Origin of the sequence: Brachyspira hyodysenteriae ATCC 27164 (genome assembly GCF_001676785.2) — a bacterium.
GTDB classification, from domain to species: domain Bacteria; phylum Spirochaetota; class Brachyspiria; order Brachyspirales; family Brachyspiraceae; genus Brachyspira; species Brachyspira hyodysenteriae.
Genome location: NZ_CP015910.2, coordinates 1,781,227 through 1,802,031, shown reverse-complemented (window position 1 = coordinate 1,802,031; position 20,805 = coordinate 1,781,227). Strand labels below are relative to the sequence as shown.

The following is a 20,805-nucleotide window of genomic DNA, read 5'->3' as shown; positions in this document are numbered from 1 at the left end:
GCTTAAAAATGAATAATTTAATACAAAATAATTCTGTAATAGCTTTTATATTACTAGATGATAAAATGTTCAATGATTTTTCATTACAATTAAAAAAAGATTGGAATATAGATATAACTGTAGTAAGTCATAATAATAAAAATATATTTAATATTGAAGCAATAGATTTTGAATATGAACTTGCTCCATTCAATGTGCCTGACAATGAAGCTGAAATATTGATGAATTATAATGATATAGATGATGCTACAAGAGAAAAAATACTTAGTCATAAATCATTTTTATCAATTAAGGTTAATAGTGAGAATACTAATTTCAAAGATATTGCTTTAACTTTTAGTAAGGTATGCTCTAAAGATACATATTTATTTGAGATGAATGAATATATAAAAAATGATAAATACTTTCCAACTCGTTTATGGGTGAGAGTTGATGTTTTTTCAGATAATAATGGAAATCATGCTTATACTGAAGGGCTTAAAAATTTCGGTAAGTATGAGATTATGGCTTATAAAACTTTAAGAGAGGTTGAAAGTATAATCAGAGTATTGATGATATTATCAAGAAGCGTCATAGAAAATAATTTAAATATTGAAGACGGCAACACTATGCAGACAGATGATGATTATATAGGAATGTTTAAATTCTTTGATAATAAATTTATAATGCTTGAAAAGAGTCTAAAAGATATAAATAAAAATCAATAAACTTGACAATAAAAGTATTATATACTAAAAATTTTTAAGTTTGTCAATTTTTTGTTGTTCTTTTTCCCGCCGCACGCCACAGGCGGACAGCGTCAAAGAACCTTATATCCTTGACAGGCTCGGATACGCTTCGCGAAAGTGCAAGTATAAAATTAGTACTAAATAATACTAAAATTGTCTTACATGTAAAATAATTTATTACATTTAAGTTCAAATATAGCCTTTCACCGAAGGCGGGCTGTGCCTGCTTCTTTGTGGCAATAGCACAGGCACTTCCTTCGGTCGCAAAAGAAGTGGGGTATGGCACGACTGTGTGCTTCGCAGCAAAGCCCCAGATATAAAAACAAAAATATAAATTTATTTTTGACAAAATATAGTTGTTTAGGTATAATATATACTTTGAAAACAATTATAGATATGGTAGGTATTATGAAATTTGTATTAATTATAATAAGTTTAATTGTTCTAATGAGCTGTTCTAATAGTGAGGAAAAGAAAGAAAACAATATAAACTCTAATATTAATACAAATTCAAATACATCAGCACAAAATACTAATACAGTTATTACTAATCAAAATAATATAGTTACTAATAATGTTAATAATAAAAGTGATGTTATAGTAAGAAAAAATATATACCCTATAAAATCATATACAGAAGAAGAACTTGATGAAATACTTCTATTTAGAATTAATAGATTATTAGTATTAGGGAACTATGTAAATGATGAAGAAAATAGAGAGTTAATAAAAAAAGAAAAAGAAAAATTAAAGCCTATAAGAGATTTACTTATAAAAACTATAAATGCCGAAGATGAAGATGGTAATAATGCATTAATGCTTGCTATAAAATACAGTACAGACTCTATTATTTATTATGATTTAATAAAATGGATTGTAGAGCATGGCATTGATTTATCAAGTAAAAAAATATTTAAAACATTATCTTATGATTATCTTAAAAAAACATCTCATGATCATATTAGCAGTAAAGAATATTCAGATATTGCTTATTATTTGATAGACTCTGGAATATATTTCGACTATAAAGATGTATATGACTTAATGGTTAATAATGGTAATTCGGATATTATTAAAAAAATGCTTGATATATTATACGATTATAATTTTGAAAAAGTTGATTATAACTTACAAAGTGATTTATTATTTACTTCCATACATAATCAGGATATTGATTTAGTAAAATATTTTCTGGATCTTGGTGCTGATATTAATTCTCTAAATAGAATTAGGGATGGTTCTATAGGAACTCCTTTAATGTATAGTGCATTTTTAGAGAATTATGATATTGCTGATTATTTATTGGAAAAAAATGCTGATGTTAATATTAATTGTTTTCAAGACAATCAAGAATTAGAAAACATTTGGAATTATTATAGTTATTATACTGATGAAAGAGATGAAATAATAAATAACTTTCCTGTTTTAAGTCCTACAAATTTGAATGGTACTGTTATTACAGGAAATAATTATTATGATTTGATTGTAAAAATATTAAATAAAACAGCTCAGAATTTTAAATTAGCTAATACCGATTTTTATTATGAACCAACTTCTGAGTCTATTGTTAAATCTGATACTAATAATAAATATATGTTTATATCATCTCCTATATTAAATCAGGAATATATAGATTATCCTGATGATTTTACAAGTGAGGAAGATAAATATTTTCATTATATAACTATATGGAAAAAAGAGGATAATAAAGCTTCATTTGTATCAGGGTTTTATCCTTTACAAGATGCATTTTATGAATATACATATTTAAGCGATTTTAATATTGCTGTATCAGGAAACTATATTACAGCAGAACAATATGATCGCGGTAAAACATATTATTACACATTTATTATAGAAAATAATGAATTATATTTAGATAAATTTTCTACAGGTAAATCTAATCTTATATCAGCATCAGCTACTAATTTTTCAGAAGTATACAATGAAGAGTATTATTATAATTATAAATCAGATGCACAGAAATTTAATCAAACAAGCAGAGTAAAACTTATTGATGTTGAAAAAGGATTTTTTGAACAGCTTATAGAAGATTATAATAAATAAATTATTAGTTTTTATTACAATTATGTATGAGTATGATTTTCTTAAATACTGTTATTTGATAAGCATATACAAGTTATTGACTATATACTGAAAATTTTTAACTTTGTCAATTTTTTATTCAACTTTTTCCCGCCGCACGCCACAGGCGGACTTCGTCAAAGTTGCTGCCGCCACCGCAGGTGGACTTCGTCTGCACGCTTCGCGAAAGTGCAAGTATAAAATTAATATTAAATCATACTAAAATTGTATTATAAGTAAAATAATTTATTAAATTTAAGACTAAATATAGCCTTTTTGCTTCTCGCCGAAGGCGTACTGCGTATGTGGCAACAAAAGAAGTTGGGGTGTGGGGGCAAAGCAACCACAAACAATAAAATTAAAAGGCTAAATATTGATAAACTTAAAAATTTTTAGTATAAACATTTCAAACTATTTTATAGTAAAGTTAAAAAAATTATATTAATAAAAAATTATTTTCCTTTGCATACTCTGTTTGAAACTTCATCAAAACCTTCTTCTATTGTAAGCCCCCAATCGGTTTTGATTTTATACCATTCTCTTACATATTCGCATTGATATTCTTCATTAGGAGGGAGCCATTCTACCGGGGATTTATCACCTTTAGAACGATTTGCACCTTTTGATACAGCTACCAAATGATTTTCGTTTTTCATATAATTGTAGTATTCATTTTTCTTTTCTTTACTCCAATTACTAGCACCGCTGATATGTGCATTTTTTAAAGGCACTAAATGATCTATATCTAAATCTTTTGCATTAGTAAAATATTTTCCTGTAAACTTATCATACCATTTTCCTGATATTACTCTGTTATTAGATATTACAGGTTTTACTAATGATGCTCTTGCTAATACCTCATGCCTTGTATTAAGTCCGTCATTATCTTCATCAGCCCAATCTCCCCAATCATCTCTATTGTATCTTGTAATAGTTTCTTTTTTGGGCTTTTCTGTTTTTGATATTTCTTTTTTATTGTATATATCATTATAATAATAGTATCCTGCTGCTATTAATAAAATGAATAATATAAATAAAGGAGATGATTTTTTCTTTTTTCTTCTTGCCATAGTCGTTCCTATTATTGCTAATAAAAATTGTTCGCTCGCTAGTGTTTGCCAAGTAAACTTAGCAGACGCTCACAATTTTTATACTTAGCTTTCTAATATTTAAAATCTATTATTTTTATTATTGCTAATAAAAATTGTTAGCTAGCTTTGTATTATATATGATAAACTTAGCGATACTAACAATTTTATATTTAGCTTTTTTATAATATATTACTTTTTTATTATTTCCATACTCCATTCAGGACCGCTGTAAACTTTGTACTTATCAGAGAAATTACCAATATTTACAGCAACAGAGAAATTAAGCTCTGAATTGAAATAAGCCATATTATCGCCTTCAGGTACATCTCCGAAAGTATTAACAAGTTTGACATCTCCATTCCATACTAAATTTCCTTGATTGTATATAGAAACATTCAAAATATCTCCAACCTGTACACCATTATCTAGCATTAATTGACGAGGAAGTGATGACCATACATTTCCATACTGTACATCAAGTATTGGAATATTAGCAGAGAATTTTCCGTTTTCAAATTTTGCTTTTTGATATTCTATTTTAGTAATATTAGTACCTAAAGATTTTCCAACCTGTTCAAAAGTTATTTGCTTTGAAGCTAATCTTGCACCGGTATATACATAAACATCTCTTCCATGAAAAGTATATGATTCCTGAGAGTTAGTTAATCTGTTTACAGCTTCATCAATTTCTCTTACTTCTTCTATGCCTAAACTTTCAGCTACAAAAGTCAAAGCTCCATTATCAGGAGTTACAAAATAGTAATTGTTAGTAGTTTTCATAACAACAGATTTTCTATCAGTACCAACTCCCGGATCTACAACATTTACAAATACAGTACCTTCAGGCCAATATCTAGCAGTTTGATCGAGTCTTAAAGCAGCCTCCCAAATATTAAAAGCAGGTATCTCATGAGTAAGGTCATAAACTTTTAAATCTTTATCTACTGTTAAAGCAACTCCGTACATACTAGCAACTGCATTATCTTTTCTTCCGAAATCAGTTTGAAGAGCAAGAGGCGACTTTTCTATTGGTTTTGCACATGATACTATTATAGAGAATAATAATATTAATATATATTTTTTCATATTGTTTCCTATTGATTATTAAGATATTTTATTTTGATTAGTTAAAAAATTAAGGGCATAAGAATTAACTCATGCCCTTAAATATTTGTTTTCAATGATTATTTAGTTTTAGCATTTAGAGCATCTTTTTGTCTTTTGATTCTTCTTAATGCTCTTTTGCGTTTAACTACTTTTCTATGTTGTTTTCCCACAGTAATATCTCCTTTAATTTTTATTATATTTTGCCGTTTGAACCTAATACATTAATTATTTTATGCATATAAAGTTTTTTCATTTCATCACGAGCAGGTCCTAAATATTTTCTAGGATCGAATTCTTTAGGATCATCATGGAATACTTTTCTAATAGCAGCAGTCATAGCAAGTCTTGAGTCGCTGTCGATGTTGATTTTACAAACTGCACTCTTAGAAGCTTCTCTTAATTGCTCTTCTGGAATACCTATAGCATCATCTAATTTACCGCCGTTTTCATTGATCATTTTAACATACTCTTGAGGTACGCTTGAAGAACCGTGAAGTACGATAGGGAATCCGGGAATTTTTTTCTCGATTTCTTTAAGAATGTCTAATCTTATTTGAGGATTTTGACCAGGTTTGAATTTATAAGCACCATGGCTAGTACCTATAGAAATAGCAAGAGAGTCAACTCCTGTTTTTTTAACGAAATCTTCTACTTCTTCAGGCTGAGTATAAGTATGATGTTCAGCTACAACATCATCTTCAACACCAGCAAGTACTCCTAATTCACCTTCAACAGTAACATCATATTTATGAGCATATTCAACAACGCTTCTAGTTAATTCAACGTTTTTATCATAATCATAATGGCTTCCATCTATCATAACAGAAGAAAAACCATATTCAATACAGCTTTTGCAAAGTTCTAAACTGTCGCCATGATCCAAGTGTAAAACTATAGGTACATTAACACCTAATTCTTTAGCATATTCAACAGCACCTTGAGCCATATATCTTAATAATGTTTGATTAGCATATTTTCTAGCGCCTGAAGAAACCTGAATTATAACAGGGCTTTTAGTTTCTACACATGCTTGTACTATAGCTTGAAGTTGTTCCATATTATTGAAGTTAAATGCAGGTATAGCATAACCTCCGCCTATAGCTTTTTTAAAAAGTTCTCTACTATTAACAAGACCTAAGTCTGAGAATTTAACCATATTTTTCTCCTTATTCTTTTTTAAGATTATAAAAAGTACTTAATTATAATATAGTAAAAATAATAAATTTTCAATAAAAATAGTAACTTTTTATATATATAAATTAAAATTTAAAGAAGCTAATTTGTTCATTTAATTCTTCAGATTTATTAAGTAATTCACTAGATAAATTTGAAGTTTCATTTGCTAATGAAGCATTTTTTTGAGTGTTAATATCCATATTGTAAATTGCTTTATTAACTTGCTCAACTCCTATACTTTGCTCCTGCATAGTTGAAGTGATATCTAATATAAGTTTTACTGTATTTCTTATTTTTTCTTCTAATTGAGAAAATATTTCTCTTGATTCTCTTACAGAATCTGTAGCTTTATTTATTTTTTCTACAGAATCATCTATTAAGTCAGTTATTTCTTTAACAGATGTTTGAGCATTCTGTGCTAAATTTCTTACTTCGGAAGCAACAACTGCAAAACCTTTTCCCTGTTCTCCTGCACGAGCGGCTTCAACAGCAGCATTTAATGCAAGTATATTTGTTTGAAAAGATATATTTTCTATCATCTTTGTAATATTTTTTATTTTAGCGCTTGACTCATTAACTATTTCTATGTTTGATGCAGTTTCATTAACAATACCTGCGGCATATTCTAAAGATACCTGTACTTCTTCCATTATATTTGATACATCTGATGATCTTTGAGTTGAATTTTTGATTCCTGATGCGAACTCTTCCATAGATGATGCAGTCTCTTCCAGATTTGCTGCTTCTTCTTCAACTCTTTTTAATAGATATTCATTTTCTTTATAAATAGATGAAGATTTATCAGATATTGCAGCTGATATATTATTTATACTTTTTAAAATATCTATAAGTTTTTTCTGCATATTATAAAAATCATTAGACATCTTTCCTATTTCATTATTACTGTATTTCTTTGAAAATATCCAAGAAGGCATTTCTGATGATAAATTACCTAAACTAAAATCTACAATAGAATGGGATAACTCTTTCAATACATTAGTTATCCTAGTGGTAATGTAATATACTATTATCACAGATGTTATAATTAATATTATAATTGTAGTGATTATTGATATAAGTGTTATAGTTTTTATAGGAGAATTAAATTCAGATTCGTTTACGCTTATTGCTGATGTAAAAGGCACTTCAGATAGGTTATTGAATGCTGCTACAGTTTTTGTTCCTGTTGTTAAGCTTTTATATCTAATGCTTCCTCTACTGACATCTCCTCTGTTTTTTTTGCTCATCTCTTCTGAACCTTCTTTTCCAATTCTTAAAGGATCCTTATGAGCTATTAATTTATTATCATCATTCATTAAAAATAGTCTTGCAGATTCTCCTATATTTACAACATTTTCAAAGTTATTTTAATCCCATTTAAGTGATATAGCAAAAACTCCAATAGTATTTCCTTATCATTTTTTATTCCTGAATATATTATCATATAAGGTACAGAAGAATCATTCATAAGTATATTTTCTGTTATTGCAAAATCATAGTTTCTATTTTTTAAATTATTCCATGCATTATCTTCTTTCATATTTATATTAGAGTTATTTATTGATATTAATGTGTTTCCATTTAAATCTAAAATATTGAAGCTATTATATGCATCTTTTACCATGTCAAATTCATATAATAATTCATCGTATGCTATATTTTTATTTTATTCTGTTGTATTAGATAAATAATTAATTATTGCTTTATTTCTAGAATACATTTTTATATTGCTTTTAGTGTCAGCGAACCAGTTATCTAAACTTTTAGCGTATCTGTCAGATATATTTTCAAAACCATTTATAGCTACATTTGTAATTGATTTTGAAAAGAGATTTATTAATGTTAATAACAGTCCTATTATCATAACAGTTATAGTTGATATAATTATTAATGGCATTCTTACTTTTAAACTGTTAAACATATTATTAAATCTCCTAATATATTATATATTATTTAATCTATATAAAATTATATAGTTTCATATAAACAAACATTTAATTATAATATTTTAATATTTATCTATATATTAAATGCATTAATTTAGTATATTAATTAAGTTATTAAAGTCAACATTATTTGTAATATTTAATGTTTAATTATTATGAATTAAAAATCATATAAAATTCATTGACTATTAAGAATAAATATGTTATAATAGTTTAACTATTTGTATTATTTTTTTAATATAAATAGTAAAGTATCAATTCAAGAGGTGTTATAATGTCAAAAATTAATTATTTAGGACAGTCTTATGATTTGTCCAACGGAGAGTCTTTATTAGACTTCCTTAAACAAAATGCTAAAAAAGATTCCAAAGATGCAGTAGCAGCTAAATTTAATGGAACACAAGTTGACCTTACATATACGCCTGAAACAGACGGCGATTTAGAATTGATACTAACCACCTCAGATGACGGACTTGAAATATTAAGACACTCTACAAGCCACTTAATGGCTCAGGCTGTTAGAAGACTTTATCCTAATACTCAAGTTACTATAGGACCTGCTATCAAAGACGGTTTTTACTATGACTTTGATGCTGAAAAGCCTTTCACTGAAGAAGATTTACCAAAAATCGAAGATGAAATGAAAAAAATCATCAAAGAAAATATCCCTGTAGTAAGAAAAGTAATGAATAAAAATGAGGCTATAGAATATTTCAAGAAAGCTAATGAACCTTATAAAGTTGAAATTATAGAAGGTATAGATGCTGATACAGTATCTTTCTATGAGCAAGGTGATTTTATAGACCTTTGCAGAGGACCTCATGTTCCTTCAACAGGTTATTTAAAAGCATATAAGCTTATGTCTGTTGCAGGAAGCTATTGGAGAGGGGATTCTAATAATAAAATGCTTTCCCGTATATATGGTACAGCTTTTGAAAGTAAAGAATCATTAGATAAATATCTTAAAAAACTCAAAGAAGCTAAGGAAAGAGATCACAGAAAATTAGGTAAGGAGTTGAATTTATTCAGTTTCCATGATGAAGGTCCTGGTTTTCCTTTCTGGCATCCTAGAGGAATGATTATTTATAAAGCAGTTGAATCATATATAAGAAATGAAAATGATAAACGCGGATATGTTGAAATAAAAACTCCTGCTATACTTAATGAAGAATTATGGCATAGAAGCGGACACTGGGATAACTATAAAGAAAACATGTATTTTACAGAAATTGATGAAACTAAATATGCTGTAAAACCAATGAACTGCCCAGGAGGCTTGATTGTTTATAATTCTAATATACATAGTTATAGAGATTTGCCTTTAAGAGTTGCTGAATTAGGTTTCGTTCATAGACATGAGCTTTCAGGAGCTTTGCATGGACTTTTCAGAGTAAGAGCTTTCACTCAAGATGATGCTCATATATTCTGTACTGAAGAACAGTTAGGCGACGAGATTATTAATACTATTGAATACTATTTATCTGTATATAAAGACTTTGGTTTTGAGAACTTTGAAATATTTGTTTCTACTAGACCAGCAAAATCTATCGGAAGCGATGAGATTTGGGAGCTTGCTACTAAATCATTAATCAATGCTTTAGACAAATTAAAGATAAGCTATAAAATTAATGAAGGTGACGGAGCTTTCTATGGTCCTAAGATAGACTTTAATATTAAAGATGTTCTTGACAGAAACTGGCAATGCGGTACTTTACAAGTTGACTTCTCACTTCCTATGAGATTTGAGATTAGCTATGAAGGTAAAGACGGTAAAAAACATACTCCTGTAATGCTTCACAGAGCTATACTTGGTTCTATGGAACGTTTTATAGGTATATTAGTTGAACACTATAATGGTAAATTCCCATTATGGTTATCACCTTTACAAGTAGCTGTAGTTAATGTACTTAATGAAAAGCCTCAAATTGATAGAACTAATGAAGTAGCTAAGGCGTTGAAAGATGCAGGATTCAGAGTAGAAGTTGATGAGTCTAATGATAATTTAGGTACTAAGATTAAAAAATATCGCTTGCAAAGAACTCCATATACAGTTATAATAGGAGCAGAAGAAGTTTCTAGCGGAAAATTATCTATTAGAACACGTTCTTCACAAGAAATTAAAGATATGGATTTAAATGAGTTCATAGAAAAACTCAAAAAAGAATCTAAGGAGAGAATGAATGATTCTATATTTACTACTAAATGAGGTAGATAAATAATGGCAACAGTAAAAAAAGAAGGAGAGAGAATTAATCAATTTATTACTGCACCAGAAGTTAGAGTTGTGCATGATGAGAGAGGGAGTCTTGGTGTAATGAGTATTAAAGATGCTCTTGCATTGGCAAAAAGTGAAGGTTCAGATTTAGTGGAGATAGCTCCTACAGCAGAACCTCCTGTTTGTAAGATTATCAATTATGGTAAGTATAAATTTGATATTCAGAAGAAGAGTAAAGAAGCTAAGAAAAAGCAAAAGTCAGTTCAGCTTAAAGAAATCAAGATGCGTCCTCAGATAAGCATACATGATTACAACTTTAAAATGAAGCATATTCGTGAATTCTTAGATGAAGGCAATAAGGTTAAGATTACTATAATGTTTAGGGGTAGGGAAATGGCTCATACTGAATTCGGCTATGACCTTATCAATAAGATTATACAAGATTTAGAGAATGAAGCTGCTACAGAAAAGCCTGCTAAATTAGAAGGTAAGAATTTATCTGCAGTACTTAACCCAGTAAAAGTTAAGAAAACGGATTCTGAAGGTTCTGCTAATAAAAAGGAATCTTCTGAAACTAATGAAGGATAATAATTATTGCTTTAATTATAAAATTGAAGCATAGTAGCTATTTTTAATAAAAGCCCACTACCTATATGTACTTATCATACATATAGTTTGAGCATACAGTAAATATAATTAAAAGGATATTAGTTTATGAAACAAAAATTAAAAACAAAAAGCGGTGCAAAAAAACGTTTTAGATTTTCTAAGACTGGTAAAGTAAAATTTGCTCATGCATTTGGTAGCCACAAATTCTTAAGCAAAAGACCTGACACTAAAAGAAAGTATCGTAAAGCTAGAATAGCAGATGATACTAATATGTTAGAAATGCCAAGATTAATGCCTTACGGCAGATAATAAAGGAGACTAGAATGAGAGCAGTTAGCGGTGTAGTAAGAAAGAAAAAAGTTAAAAAAATATTAAATATGGCTAAAGGTTACTATGGTTCTCATAGTAAGCAAATGAAACAAGCTAAAGAAGCTGTAATAAGAGGCTTAAAATACGCTTATCGTGATAGAAGACAGAAAAAAAGAATGATGAGACGTTTATGGACTTTAAGAATCAATGCAGCTTGCAGACCTTTAGGTATATCCTACAGCAAGTTCATTAACGGACTTAAAAAAGCTAATGTTATTATTGACAGAAAAGCTTTATCTAATTTAGCTATTGATGATTATAAAGCATTTGAAGCTGTAGTTGAAGTAGCTAAAAAAGCACTTGCTTAATATATTAGACTTAAAAAATATTTACTTATGTATAAAATCACCGTTAGTATTTATAATTTGAATGCTAACGGTTTTTTATATTATTTTTATGAATAAGTAATTATTTTTATTTGTTAATTAAATAATTGCATATTTTTTCTAAATCTGAAATATCATTTAATATATAAATATATTCTATTGAATTTTCTTTTATATAAATAAAATTATTTTCTTTGTATAGTGTTTCTATTAATTGTTTATTTCTAATTTGATGCACATCATATATACATATACTTCTATCATCTATATTATCACTTGCTTCTTTTACAAATCCAAAAATATATTCTCCGCTTATAGTTTTTATGAATACATATATATTCTTATTTTTATCTAAACTAGCTTCATAAAATATATGTTCAAAAATATGTTTAGTAGGTTTTTTTGAAAAGATTTTATAATATATTTTATTATATAATTTTTCTATAAATTTTAATCTATGAAGCAAATATCCTATTACTAATCCTAATATAAAAGATACTAAATAAACTATAATAAAAAAAGTAAAAATTTGGAACTTATATTCTAAAAAGTTAGTTTTTTCTAATTTTAATAATATATTAAAAATATTGTTTAAATTGCTATTATAATTAGATAATATTATAATAATATACCATATACAAATTGTAGCAATTAATGATTGAAGTATTTTTGAAAAAGTATTTATTTTTTTTACATAACTGTATAAATTTTTAACAGTTATAATAATAAATCCAGGTAAAATAAATATTATAACAGTTATTAAAGATGAAAAATCCATTTTTACTTATCTTTTTTAGTATTTGAATTTTGATTTTTATTTACATTATTGAAATTTGATATAATATTTGATACTTGTTTTTTTACGTTTTCATTTTGTTTGAATGTAAAACTTTCTCTTGATACATTATTTTTTGATTTCATATTCTGCTCCTTAATTGTGAATTAATATTGCTATGATAACAAGTAATAAAAAAAAATCAATATTTAATATTTTTTTATAAAAATACTAAAGTTAATTGCCAAGCGGCCGATAATATATTTAGTTGATTGGACTACCCCCCAATAACTATATTTGTAATAAGCCGCTTTGTTCATCCCACAAAAGCGGTTTATTTTTTTAACGATTTTTCTTTATTTATAATAAAAATTATCATATATAAATTACTATTCTTAATTTTATAAATATATCCAATGTTTTTTAATCACATTATTTTTAAACTTTACATTTTTAGAATATAAGGAATTAATAAAAAACAATTAACTATAAAAAATATTTAGAAATTCTATATTAAAAAAAATTATTTTTAGTATATAATATTTATTCAAATTCTGAATTATTATATTATGGAGTCTTATTTCATTATGAAAAAGTTTATACCTATTCTTCCTATATTATCCGGTATATTTTGGGGAGGCGGCGGAATATTTATAAGAAGACTTATGGAATTGAATATTAATAGTTTTACTGTTGTTTCTTCAAGAGTTATCGTAGCAAGCATAATATTTTTTATATGCGTATTTTTATATGACAGGTCTTTAATAAAAATAAAATTAAAAGATTTATGGATATTCGTTTCAGCTGGCATACTTGGAATATTAGGACTTAATATTTGTTATAATGAGGCTGTAAAGCAATTATCATTATCTTTATCTGCGGTACTTTTGAGTTTATCTCCTATATTTGTTTTGATATTTGCTAATATATTTTTCAAAGAAAAGATAACAGTAAAAAAAATTATTTGTATGATACTAGCATTACTAGGATGTTTCTTCGCAAGCGGAGTACTTGAAACTAATGAAACTATGAAGTGGACATATTTTGGTATATTTATAGGTTTTATGGGTGCTTTTTTCTACGGGCTCTACAGTATATTTTCTAAACTTGCTATAATAAAAAATTATAATACTCTCACCGTTACTTTATATGCATTAATAAGTATAGCTGTAATATCATTGCCTTTTACTGATTGGAAAGCACTTTCAAATGTTGTAGTAGAAAATGGTTCTGGTATGTTAGTATTTATGCTCTTTCATTCTCTTTGTACATCAGTATTTCCTTATGCATTTTTTACTATAGCTTTGGGGCATATGGATGCTGGAAAGGCTTCTATATTAGCATCAGGCGAACCTATAGCTGCAATGTTTTTTGGAATATTCTTTTATCATGAAATACCTACTGTACTTTCTGTTGTAGGCGTGTTACTAACATTGACTGCTTTAACTTTGCTTAGTTTGCCTGAAAAAAATAAATAGTTTATATACAAATAATACATTACAGTATATAATATATCTTAATAATTTTTTGATTTTTATAAAAGGAATTATTCTTATGAATACTAATAGATTAAACAGAGTTATTAACGCTATGAAAGAAAAAGATATTTATCAATTTGTTATAACAGACAGAATGTCAATATATTATCTTACAAATATTAATATACATTCAGGTGAAAGATTTTTAGGACTTTATATCAATCAGGACAATGAAGTTCATCTTATTAATAATCAGCTTTTCCCATTAAATAATAAAGATATAGATATTTTATATTATTCTGATACAGAAAGTGCGGTGAAAAAATTATCTAAATTTGTACATAAAGATAAAAATATTGGTATAGATAAGGTTATGACATCTAATTTTTTACTTGAGATGATGGAACTTGATATAGCTAAAAAATATATAAATGCTTCTTCATGCATAGATTATGTAAGAATGCAAAAGGATGAAGAAGAGATAAAAAAGATGATTAAAGCTTCAGAAATCAATGATAAAAGCATGAAAGATATTATTGACTTTGTAAGAGTAGGTATGAAAGAAATTGATGCTTTAGAAGAATTAAAACTTATATATAAAAGAAACGGAGCAGACGGCGGATTTTCATTTACACCTATAATAGCTTTTGCCGAGAATGCTGCTAATCCTCATTATTCTACAGGCAATACTGTAATAGGTGATAATGGCTGTTTAGTTATAGATATGGGCTGTATGCATAACGGATATTGTTCTGATATGACTAGAACTATATTTTTTGGAGAGCCTAATGAAGAAGCTAAAAAGATATATAATATAGTAAAAACTGCTAATGAAAGAGCCATTGATAAAGTAAAAGAAGGATTAAAATTCTCAGATATAGATAATGAGGCACGTTCTTGTATAACAGAAAATGGTTACGGAGAATATTTTACTCATAGAACAGGACATTGTATAGGTATGGATGTTCATGAATATGGAGATGTTAGTTCTATTCATCAGGCATTATTAAAAGAGGGTATGATATTTTCAATAGAGCCTGGTATTTATTGTGCTGATAAAAAGGTAGGGGTGAGAATAGAAGATTTGATAGTTGTAACCAAAGACGGACATAAAAATTTAAATAGCTTTACAAAAGAAATGATTATAAAATAATTAATAATTAAAGAATATTGTTTTAAATCTCTGGCATATAAAATGCTAGAGATTTAATTTTTTATAGTTTATATTGCTGCTAATAATTTTTTAACTTATTATAAGTTTATAATTCTGAATTTAGTTTTTTATATTTACAAGTCATTATTTTTCAAATCGAGCCATTCTTTTTTTGTATTATTTGAATGCTGCATAAGTCTTTTTAATTCATTTCTATCTTTGTTTTTTAATGCATTTTTAAAATCATCTAAGCATTTTATGTATTTATCTAAAGAGTCATACAAATAATCACTATTGTATAAAAATAATTCGCTCCACATATTAGCATCTATCGTACCGACTCTTGTATGATCTCCCAAACTGTTTCCCTCAAAACCAAGCGAAGGCAAAAAATGATCATGATTAACTATGCCGCATGCCACTATATGCATAAGCTGACTTGTAAAAGCTATCATTTCATCATGTTTTTGTGCTGTTGTTTTTTTTATTTTTAAGCAGCCTATATCCTTTGAAAGTTTTTCTATTATATTTATATCATTTTCATTGGCATTTTCATTATTTACTATTATGGCATTTGAGTTTTTAAAAAGAGTTTCGGAAGAATTAATGTATCCTCCTTTTTCTTTTCCTGCCATAGTATGAAGCCCTACATATTTTTTATCTTTAGTATTATTGAAAATATCAGTTTTTACTCCGCAAAAGTCAGAAAGTATTTGATTATTATTTATTAAATGTTTATATTTATTTATTATATCTATTGCTATTGACGGAATTGTGCATATCATAATTATATCAGATAATTCAATAAGTTCTTTTATATTATCATAATTATATGAGCCTTTTTCAATATAACCATCTTTTAAAGCAGATTCTATATTTTCTTTATTTGTATCTATAGCATATATATGATAATCTTGATTACTTAGCTTTAATGCCTTTATTAAAGATCCGCCCATCAAACCCATTCCGATAACTGTTATATTTGACATATTCATTTCCTCATATTATTCATTATATATATTTTCTAGTATTTCTAATACTTGATTTTTATCTTTCATTTTAAAACTATTTCCTTTATTGGCAAGTTCAATAGGAATGTTTTTTTTCATTAGATATTCTATAAATTTACTTGGCTTTTTAAATCTTGTATTTTTTACCGCACTCGAATTATTGCCTATTTTGAATTTTTTATTAATTTCATTCATTGTATTTGCAAGAGATATAATAGTATTCTCTTCATAATTAGAAATTATTTCTTTAAAAGATAAAATAAAGTTTTTCTCACTAATTTCACAGCTATTTATATTTAAAATTTTAGACATTACATTTTTAAATACATCTATATCATTAATATCAAAATCATCATTTTTTATTTCAGTTTCTATTCCATTATTATTTAAATATTTAAGTACATTTTTAATTTTTTTGAATTGAGTTTGTTCTATTGCACTTTTACCTTTGTCTAAATTAAAGTCTTCATTTATTTTATTGCATATATCAGATATAGAAATTTTTACTGTCTGAGTATTTTCAACATTATATATTTCCAATACTCTTTTATAAAAGAAATTTAGAAATTCTGTTTTATCTATTGTATTTTCTTTTTTCGCCTCTGTTTCATGCTTTTCTGCTAATTTATAATCTTCAATTTTAAATATATGATTGCATGAAGTTTTAAATATATTTCTTTTGGAATTATCAAACACTGTAACTATTCCTACAATAGCACCATATCTTGAAAGTCTATCCATAACTACAGTATAATCAACATCTCTGCTCACGAATATCACTATATCAATTTTTTTATTTATTACAAAATCTTCAAAGGCATCTATTGATGATATCATATCAGCCATATTTTTGGCTTTATTAACAGGGACAGAATAAACTATATCTATATGCATATCTCTTAAATTTTTTGAGTATTTTTTTATAGATTTAGCATCTCCATAAGCCTTTTTTATAGAATAAACTATTTCTTTGTCTTTTAAATTATTCTTATAAAAAGAAAATATATTATTAAACATTTGTTCAAAATTAACTTCATAGCTTAGATGCGATACATTTTCTAAGTCTATATATATACCTATTCTTTTCATAATTCCGCCGATATTTGTATAAGATTACTATATATATTTTATAAAGAAATTGATAAAAATACAATACTATTAAAGGTAATTAATTAAGATAACTCATGTATAATAGCTTCTTGATAATTTTTCATAATATCTCTTATAAATACATCTTTTGTGAATATTGCTATAGGAATATTATATTTTTTAGAATATTCTCTTATAAATGATAATGCTTCTTTTGTTCTTTTATTATCAAATGTGATAAAAGGATCATCTAATAGTATTAATCTTCCTGTTTCATGTATTTTTGAAAGTATAGAAAGACGCATAGCTATATAAACAGCATCTTTTGTAGCAGAAGATAATAATTCTACATTTCTCATTTCGTTCTGTTTATCTTTTACCATTATTTTATTTTTATCGAATCCTGACATTGAAATCACATCATCTGATAAATTTTTTCCTGTTATATGATTGTATAAAAGTTCTGCTTCATTAGAAAGAGAATTGAATATATCATCATTTTTTTTATTTATTTTTGAAAGCATATTTTCAAGCAATTCTAAGGCTTTTTTTCTCTTATTTAAATTTTTTATCTCTTCATTATTTTCTGCAAACTCACTTTCAAGATTAACTATTTTTTTATGCACATCATCGCTGCTGTTAAGTTCTCCCTGAATATATGAAGCATTGGATATAACTTTATTCATATTTTCTTTTATAGAATTAATTTCTTTCTCTAACTCTCTTAATTTATTTTCTAATGCTTTCATTTCCATTTCATTATAATCATCAGGATTGATGCCTTTTTCATCAAGTTCTTTTAATATTCTATTACAGTTGGCATTTAATGTATCTATATCTTTTAAACCGAATTTTTTCGCTTCTATCATTAATTTTTTAAATAATTCTTCAGTGCTTTTATATACATTATCAAAATTACTTTTTATTTCATAATAATTTTCTTTGTTTTTTACATTGAGCTTATTAAAGAAATTATTTAATTCTTTATGATGATTTTCTAAATTGTTTGCTGCTTCTTCCAATTCTTTTTTATAATTTTCTAATTCCTCATCATCATTTTTTTCAAGTATTAGTTCTATTTTAGCTAATTCTCTTAGCAATATATCTTTTAAAGTGGATAGTTCTAAATTGTCAGAGTTTATATCAATTTCAGGAAGTGAATCTAATATATCATTTATAAATTTATCATTTTTTCCTTCTTTTATAAGTAAAAAAGGTATGGAAGGAAGTATTATTAAAAACCAATACGGATTTTTAAAATATAAACTAAGTAATGCTGATACCAAAATGACGCCTGCTAAAAATGCGATTTTTGGTATTTTGTTATTTTTTTCTTTTAATTCATCTATTTTTTTTATTGCTTTATCTATTCTAAGCATCATGCTTTGATAATCTGTTTTATTTCTTTCCTCAGAAGATTTTTGAAGAGATTCTATTTTTCCTTTTAAAAATGATATTCTATTTTCACTTTCATCTATTTTTGTGCTTAGAGCATTTATTGTTTTTGAATGATCATCTCTTAAATTGATATTATCTTTTATGAATTGATCCTTTTTATTAAATTCATGTATCATTGTATTTATATTAAGTAAATGATTTTTCTCTTTTGCTTTATTTTTTTCTTCTCTTAAGGCGATTAATTTATTGTATTCATCAATTTTTTCTTTTAATATATTATTACTTTCTTTTAATAATTCATCAAGTTCTTTTAATTTATCTTTTTTATTAACTTCTGTATTAGCCTTACTGTATAAAGCATTAAGTTCTTCTTCTATTTCTTCATTTCTGTATTTTGTATTTTTTAATTGTGCCGGTATTGCAGTTTGAGATTTTCCAGCATATTCTGCTTTTACTTCAGATATTATTTTTCCTACATCTATATCCGAAGCAAATAATTTTTTCTTTATTTCGCTTTCCCAATCTTTGGAATCTTTTTTGCTGTCTGACATTTCAAATATTATTTCGCTTTGTCTTATTGAATATAAATTATTATATGACTGAGGATGAAGTTTTATATTTTCATCTATTTCTGGTTCTGTATTAATATCTATGTCATCACCGTATCTCAATTTTATTTGCTTGGCGAAAGATGAAGTTTTTTTGTTTTCTGAAAATAATAACATCAAAGAGTCAAATATAGTAGTTTTACCAGATTCATTTTCTCCGTAAAACAATGTAAGATTATCAGATATTTCAAAGGATTTATTTCTAAACTTTCCAAATTTATTTAAATTTAATATCATTTTAATTTTCCGTTTTTTATTCTTAATTATTATCTTTTGTTATTTTGTAGGGCAGTATATATTTTTTCTATGCCTATTCTTTTTGCAATTTCAACTATTTCTAAATCTTCTTCATTATTAGTATTAAATTCATATTCATCTGCTATTGATAAGAATTCTTTTATGATGCTTTCATTATATGCATTTTCAAGTAAAAATATGTCCGAAGTTTTTATATTAAAGTCCCTTACATATTTTGAATATTTGTTTTTTATATTATTTATTTTTTCTTCAAGTTCATTTTCATCTTCAGCTATTCCATAAATATTTACATCTATAATATCATTTATATCCCATTCAGGTGCTTTTTGTTCTATATTTGATATATTATAAATATTGCTTTCATACACTCTATATACTCCTGCATTTTTTATATTTATAAATGTTTTTTTTATAGAGTTGTTTTCGGTATCAATAGCCAAGCATCTTCTTATACCCATTTCTGATTTAGTCTTTCTCCATACTCTTGCTGAGCCTGTATATATTATTTCTATATTTTCAATATTAACTTCCATTTGTTTATGTATATGTCCTACTATTGCGATATTAGGGTCTATCTTTTTTATTATATCTATAGGTATGCTTGCTGCCTCTTCATTTTCTTCTATAGCCCATAATGTGCCTTCAACTATACCATGAGCTATTACTATTCTATTATCAGCATTTAAACTTTCTATTTTTTTATTTATATCATTATTTATAATATATTTTTCACTGTAGGGTAGTGCTATAATATCCAAATTGTCAATATTAAAAAAACTTATATCTTCTATAACTATAACATTGTCGGGGAATTTTAATTTATTTAATGTTATGCCTTTAGCTTTTAGGTTTTCATGATTGCCTTTAAGTAAATATACATCTTTTTGATAATCTTCTATTTTTTGTGAAAATACATCTTTTAATCCTTGCAAATCTTCAAAAGTATTGAAAGTGTCGCCAAGAAGCATTAAAGCATCATAATCTTTTGCATATTCTATTATTTCATCTAGTACAGAAAGTGAATATTCTTTTTCCTGAACACTAAGATGCAAATCGCTTGATATTAATAATTTAGCCATAAAATTCTCTTTTATTATAGTTAATAATATTATCGTTAATAATGATTAATAATTTTTATTGAAACTGTATTTTTATATTATAAATTAAATATATTAATTAATCAATATTATTTATTATAATTGATTTTATGTATGTAAATTAGTATTATTAATATGTATTTTTTATATTTTATAATCAATAATGAAATATATTAGTTTTTAATATTATTGTATTTTTATTGAATATAGTATAAAATGGATAAAAAGAATAATAAAATTACTTGACTTATGTACATTATATATTATAATTCATAATATGATTTAAA

At 26.0% G+C, this 20,805-nt stretch carries 20 protein-coding genes; 8 read left to right on the top strand and 12 right to left on the bottom strand.

The window, feature by feature from the left end; all coding sequences use genetic code 11:
• The first annotated feature begins 8 nt into the window (after positions 1-8).
• A complete protein-coding gene (locus BHYOB78_RS07835) occupies positions 9-707 on the top strand; it encodes a DUF4261 domain-containing protein (protein ID WP_020063745.1) in 699 nt (232 codons plus the stop codon).
• A gap of 429 nt (positions 708-1,136) precedes the next feature.
• Positions 1,137-2,795 carry an ankyrin repeat domain-containing protein gene (locus tag BHYOB78_RS07830; RefSeq protein WP_028331267.1) on the top strand — a complete coding sequence of 553 codons (1,659 nt, stop codon included), beginning with the start codon at positions 1,137-1,139 and terminating at the stop codon, positions 2,793-2,795.
• A 470-nt stretch (positions 2,796-3,265) separates the two neighbouring features.
• Here BHYOB78_RS07830 and BHYOB78_RS07825 read toward each other — a convergent pair whose 3' ends face one another.
• The 6 genes from BHYOB78_RS07825 to BHYOB78_RS07800 all read right to left on the bottom strand — a co-directional run bounded on the left by BHYOB78_RS07825 (position 3,266) and on the right by BHYOB78_RS07800 (position 8,108).
• Positions 3,266-3,883 carry a GmrSD restriction endonuclease domain-containing protein gene (locus BHYOB78_RS07825; RefSeq protein WP_020063742.1) on the bottom strand — a complete coding sequence of 206 codons (618 nt, stop codon included), beginning with the start codon at positions 3,881-3,883 and terminating at the stop codon, positions 3,266-3,268.
• A 210-nt stretch (positions 3,884-4,093) separates the two neighbouring features.
• Positions 4,094-4,990, bottom strand: coding sequence for an SAM hydrolase/SAM-dependent halogenase family protein (locus BHYOB78_RS07820; RefSeq protein WP_020063741.1), 897 nt, complete (start codon positions 4,988-4,990; stop codon positions 4,094-4,096).
• Between the two features lie 214 nt (positions 4,991-5,204).
• Positions 5,205-6,167 carry a class II fructose-bisphosphate aldolase gene (locus BHYOB78_RS07815; RefSeq protein ID WP_020063740.1) on the bottom strand — a complete coding sequence of 321 codons (963 nt, stop codon included), beginning with the start codon at positions 6,165-6,167 and terminating at the stop codon, positions 5,205-5,207.
• 103 nt (positions 6,168-6,270) lie between these two features.
• Positions 6,271-7,503 (bottom strand): methyl-accepting chemotaxis protein, encoded by a 1,233-nt coding sequence (locus tag BHYOB78_RS07810; RefSeq protein ID WP_012670273.1) that lies wholly within the window; start codon positions 7,501-7,503, stop codon positions 6,271-6,273.
• A gap of 29 nt (positions 7,504-7,532) precedes the next feature.
• On the bottom strand, positions 7,533-7,811 hold the full coding sequence (locus tag BHYOB78_RS07805) for a hypothetical protein (protein WP_020063739.1): 279 nt from the start codon (positions 7,809-7,811) through the stop codon (positions 7,533-7,535).
• Between the two features lie 42 nt (positions 7,812-7,853).
• Positions 7,854-8,108 carry a hypothetical protein gene (locus BHYOB78_RS07800; protein WP_020063738.1) on the bottom strand — a complete coding sequence of 85 codons (255 nt, stop codon included), beginning with the start codon at positions 8,106-8,108 and terminating at the stop codon, positions 7,854-7,856.
• A 299-nt stretch (positions 8,109-8,407) separates the two neighbouring features.
• Here BHYOB78_RS07800 and thrS point away from each other — a divergent pair, with 299 nt between their 5' ends.
• The 4 genes from thrS to rplT all read left to right on the top strand — a co-directional run bounded on the left by thrS (position 8,408) and on the right by rplT (position 11,634).
• Positions 8,408-10,339, top strand: coding sequence for a threonine--tRNA ligase (gene thrS / locus BHYOB78_RS07795; protein WP_012670270.1), 1,932 nt, complete (start codon positions 8,408-8,410; stop codon positions 10,337-10,339).
• A gap of 12 nt (positions 10,340-10,351) precedes the next feature.
• Positions 10,352-10,936, top strand: coding sequence for a translation initiation factor IF-3 (gene infC / locus BHYOB78_RS07790; RefSeq protein ID WP_012670269.1), 585 nt, complete (start codon positions 10,352-10,354; stop codon positions 10,934-10,936).
• Positions 10,937-11,062: 126 nt separating this feature from the next.
• Entirely contained in the window at positions 11,063-11,266 is a 204-nt protein-coding gene (rpmI, locus tag BHYOB78_RS07785; RefSeq protein ID WP_008725923.1) for a 50S ribosomal protein L35, read from the top strand.
• 14 nt (positions 11,267-11,280) lie between these two features.
• Positions 11,281-11,634 (top strand): 50S ribosomal protein L20, encoded by a 354-nt coding sequence (gene rplT / locus BHYOB78_RS07780; protein WP_012670268.1) that lies wholly within the window; start codon positions 11,281-11,283, stop codon positions 11,632-11,634.
• 106 nt (positions 11,635-11,740) lie between these two features.
• On the opposite strand, the gene BHYOB78_RS07775 is transcribed toward rplT, so the two are convergent.
• Positions 11,741-12,430 carry a DUF6338 family protein gene (locus tag BHYOB78_RS07775; protein ID WP_012670267.1) on the bottom strand — a complete coding sequence of 230 codons (690 nt, stop codon included), beginning with the start codon at positions 12,428-12,430 and terminating at the stop codon, positions 11,741-11,743.
• 2 nt (positions 12,431-12,432) lie between these two features.
• Complete coding sequence (locus tag BHYOB78_RS13595; RefSeq protein WP_012670266.1) at positions 12,433-12,573, bottom strand: hypothetical protein; 141 nt, start codon at positions 12,571-12,573, stop codon at positions 12,433-12,435.
• Positions 12,574-13,014: 441 nt separating this feature from the next.
• Here BHYOB78_RS13595 and BHYOB78_RS07770 point away from each other — a divergent pair, with 441 nt between their 5' ends.
• Positions 13,015-13,905, top strand: a complete 891-nt coding sequence (locus BHYOB78_RS07770) for a DMT family transporter (RefSeq protein WP_020063737.1) — start codon at positions 13,015-13,017, stop codon at positions 13,903-13,905.
• Positions 13,906-13,981: 76 nt separating this feature from the next.
• Positions 13,982-15,058 (top strand): M24 family metallopeptidase, encoded by a 1,077-nt coding sequence (locus BHYOB78_RS07765; RefSeq protein WP_020063736.1) that lies wholly within the window; start codon positions 13,982-13,984, stop codon positions 15,056-15,058.
• A 134-nt stretch (positions 15,059-15,192) separates the two neighbouring features.
• Here the strand turns inward: BHYOB78_RS07765 and BHYOB78_RS07760 are convergent, their stop codons facing one another.
• From BHYOB78_RS07760 to BHYOB78_RS07745, 4 genes are all read right to left on the bottom strand, one after another.
• Positions 15,193-16,047 carry a prephenate dehydrogenase gene (locus tag BHYOB78_RS07760; RefSeq protein WP_020063735.1) on the bottom strand — a complete coding sequence of 285 codons (855 nt, stop codon included), beginning with the start codon at positions 16,045-16,047 and terminating at the stop codon, positions 15,193-15,195.
• Between the two features lie 15 nt (positions 16,048-16,062).
• Positions 16,063-17,157, bottom strand: a complete 1,095-nt coding sequence (locus BHYOB78_RS07755) for an NYN domain-containing protein (protein ID WP_020063734.1) — start codon at positions 17,155-17,157, stop codon at positions 16,063-16,065.
• Positions 17,158-17,240: 83 nt separating this feature from the next.
• Positions 17,241-19,400 (bottom strand): ATP-binding protein, encoded by a 2,160-nt coding sequence (locus BHYOB78_RS07750; RefSeq protein WP_020063733.1) that lies wholly within the window; start codon positions 19,398-19,400, stop codon positions 17,241-17,243.
• Positions 19,401-19,429: 29 nt separating this feature from the next.
• The gene (locus BHYOB78_RS07745) at positions 19,430-20,500 is read right to left on the bottom strand and encodes a metallophosphoesterase family protein (protein WP_020063732.1); all 1,071 of its coding nucleotides are present in this window, start codon (positions 20,498-20,500) and stop codon (positions 19,430-19,432) included.
• Between the last annotated feature and the right edge of the window lie 305 nt (positions 20,501-20,805).

Coding starts and splice junctions, on each gene's coding strand:
- BHYOB78_RS07810 (WP_012670273.1), bottom strand. CDS start 7,503: ATGAATGATGATAATAAATTAATAGCTCATAAGGATCCTTTAAGAATT.
- thrS (WP_012670270.1), top strand. CDS start 8,408: ATGTCAAAAATTAATTATTTAGGACAGTCTTATGATTTGTCCAACGGA.
- rplT (WP_012670268.1), top strand. CDS start 11,281: ATGAGAGCAGTTAGCGGTGTAGTAAGAAAGAAAAAAGTTAAAAAAATA.
- BHYOB78_RS07835 (WP_020063745.1), top strand. CDS start 9: ATGAATAATTTAATACAAAATAATTCTGTAATAGCTTTTATATTACTA.
- infC (WP_012670269.1), top strand. CDS start 10,352: ATGGCAACAGTAAAAAAAGAAGGAGAGAGAATTAATCAATTTATTACT.
- BHYOB78_RS07765 (WP_020063736.1), top strand. CDS start 13,982: ATGAATACTAATAGATTAAACAGAGTTATTAACGCTATGAAAGAAAAA.
- BHYOB78_RS07770 (WP_020063737.1), top strand. CDS start 13,015: ATGAAAAAGTTTATACCTATTCTTCCTATATTATCCGGTATATTTTGG.
- rpmI (WP_008725923.1), top strand. CDS start 11,063: ATGAAACAAAAATTAAAAACAAAAAGCGGTGCAAAAAAACGTTTTAGA.
- BHYOB78_RS07805 (WP_020063739.1), bottom strand. CDS start 7,811: ATGGTAAAAGATGCATATAATAGCTTCAATATTTTAGATTTAAATGGA.
- BHYOB78_RS07815 (WP_020063740.1), bottom strand. CDS start 6,167: ATGGTTAAATTCTCAGACTTAGGTCTTGTTAATAGTAGAGAACTTTTT.
- BHYOB78_RS07750 (WP_020063733.1), bottom strand. CDS start 19,400: ATGATATTAAATTTAAATAAATTTGGAAAGTTTAGAAATAAATCCTTT.
- BHYOB78_RS13595 (WP_012670266.1), bottom strand. CDS start 12,573: ATGAAATCAAAAAATAATGTATCAAGAGAAAGTTTTACATTCAAACAA.
- BHYOB78_RS07775 (WP_012670267.1), bottom strand. CDS start 12,430: ATGGATTTTTCATCTTTAATAACTGTTATAATATTTATTTTACCTGGA.
- BHYOB78_RS07755 (WP_020063734.1), bottom strand. CDS start 17,157: ATGAAAAGAATAGGTATATATATAGACTTAGAAAATGTATCGCATCTA.
- BHYOB78_RS07830 (WP_028331267.1), top strand. CDS start 1,137: ATGAAATTTGTATTAATTATAATAAGTTTAATTGTTCTAATGAGCTGT.
- BHYOB78_RS07800 (WP_020063738.1), bottom strand. CDS start 8,108: ATGTTTAACAGTTTAAAAGTAAGAATGCCATTAATAATTATATCAACT.
- BHYOB78_RS07760 (WP_020063735.1), bottom strand. CDS start 16,047: ATGTCAAATATAACAGTTATCGGAATGGGTTTGATGGGCGGATCTTTA.
- BHYOB78_RS07745 (WP_020063732.1), bottom strand. CDS start 20,500: ATGGCTAAATTATTAATATCAAGCGATTTGCATCTTAGTGTTCAGGAA.
- BHYOB78_RS07820 (WP_020063741.1), bottom strand. CDS start 4,990: ATGAAAAAATATATATTAATATTATTATTCTCTATAATAGTATCATGT.
- BHYOB78_RS07825 (WP_020063742.1), bottom strand. CDS start 3,883: ATGGCAAGAAGAAAAAAGAAAAAATCATCTCCTTTATTTATATTATTC.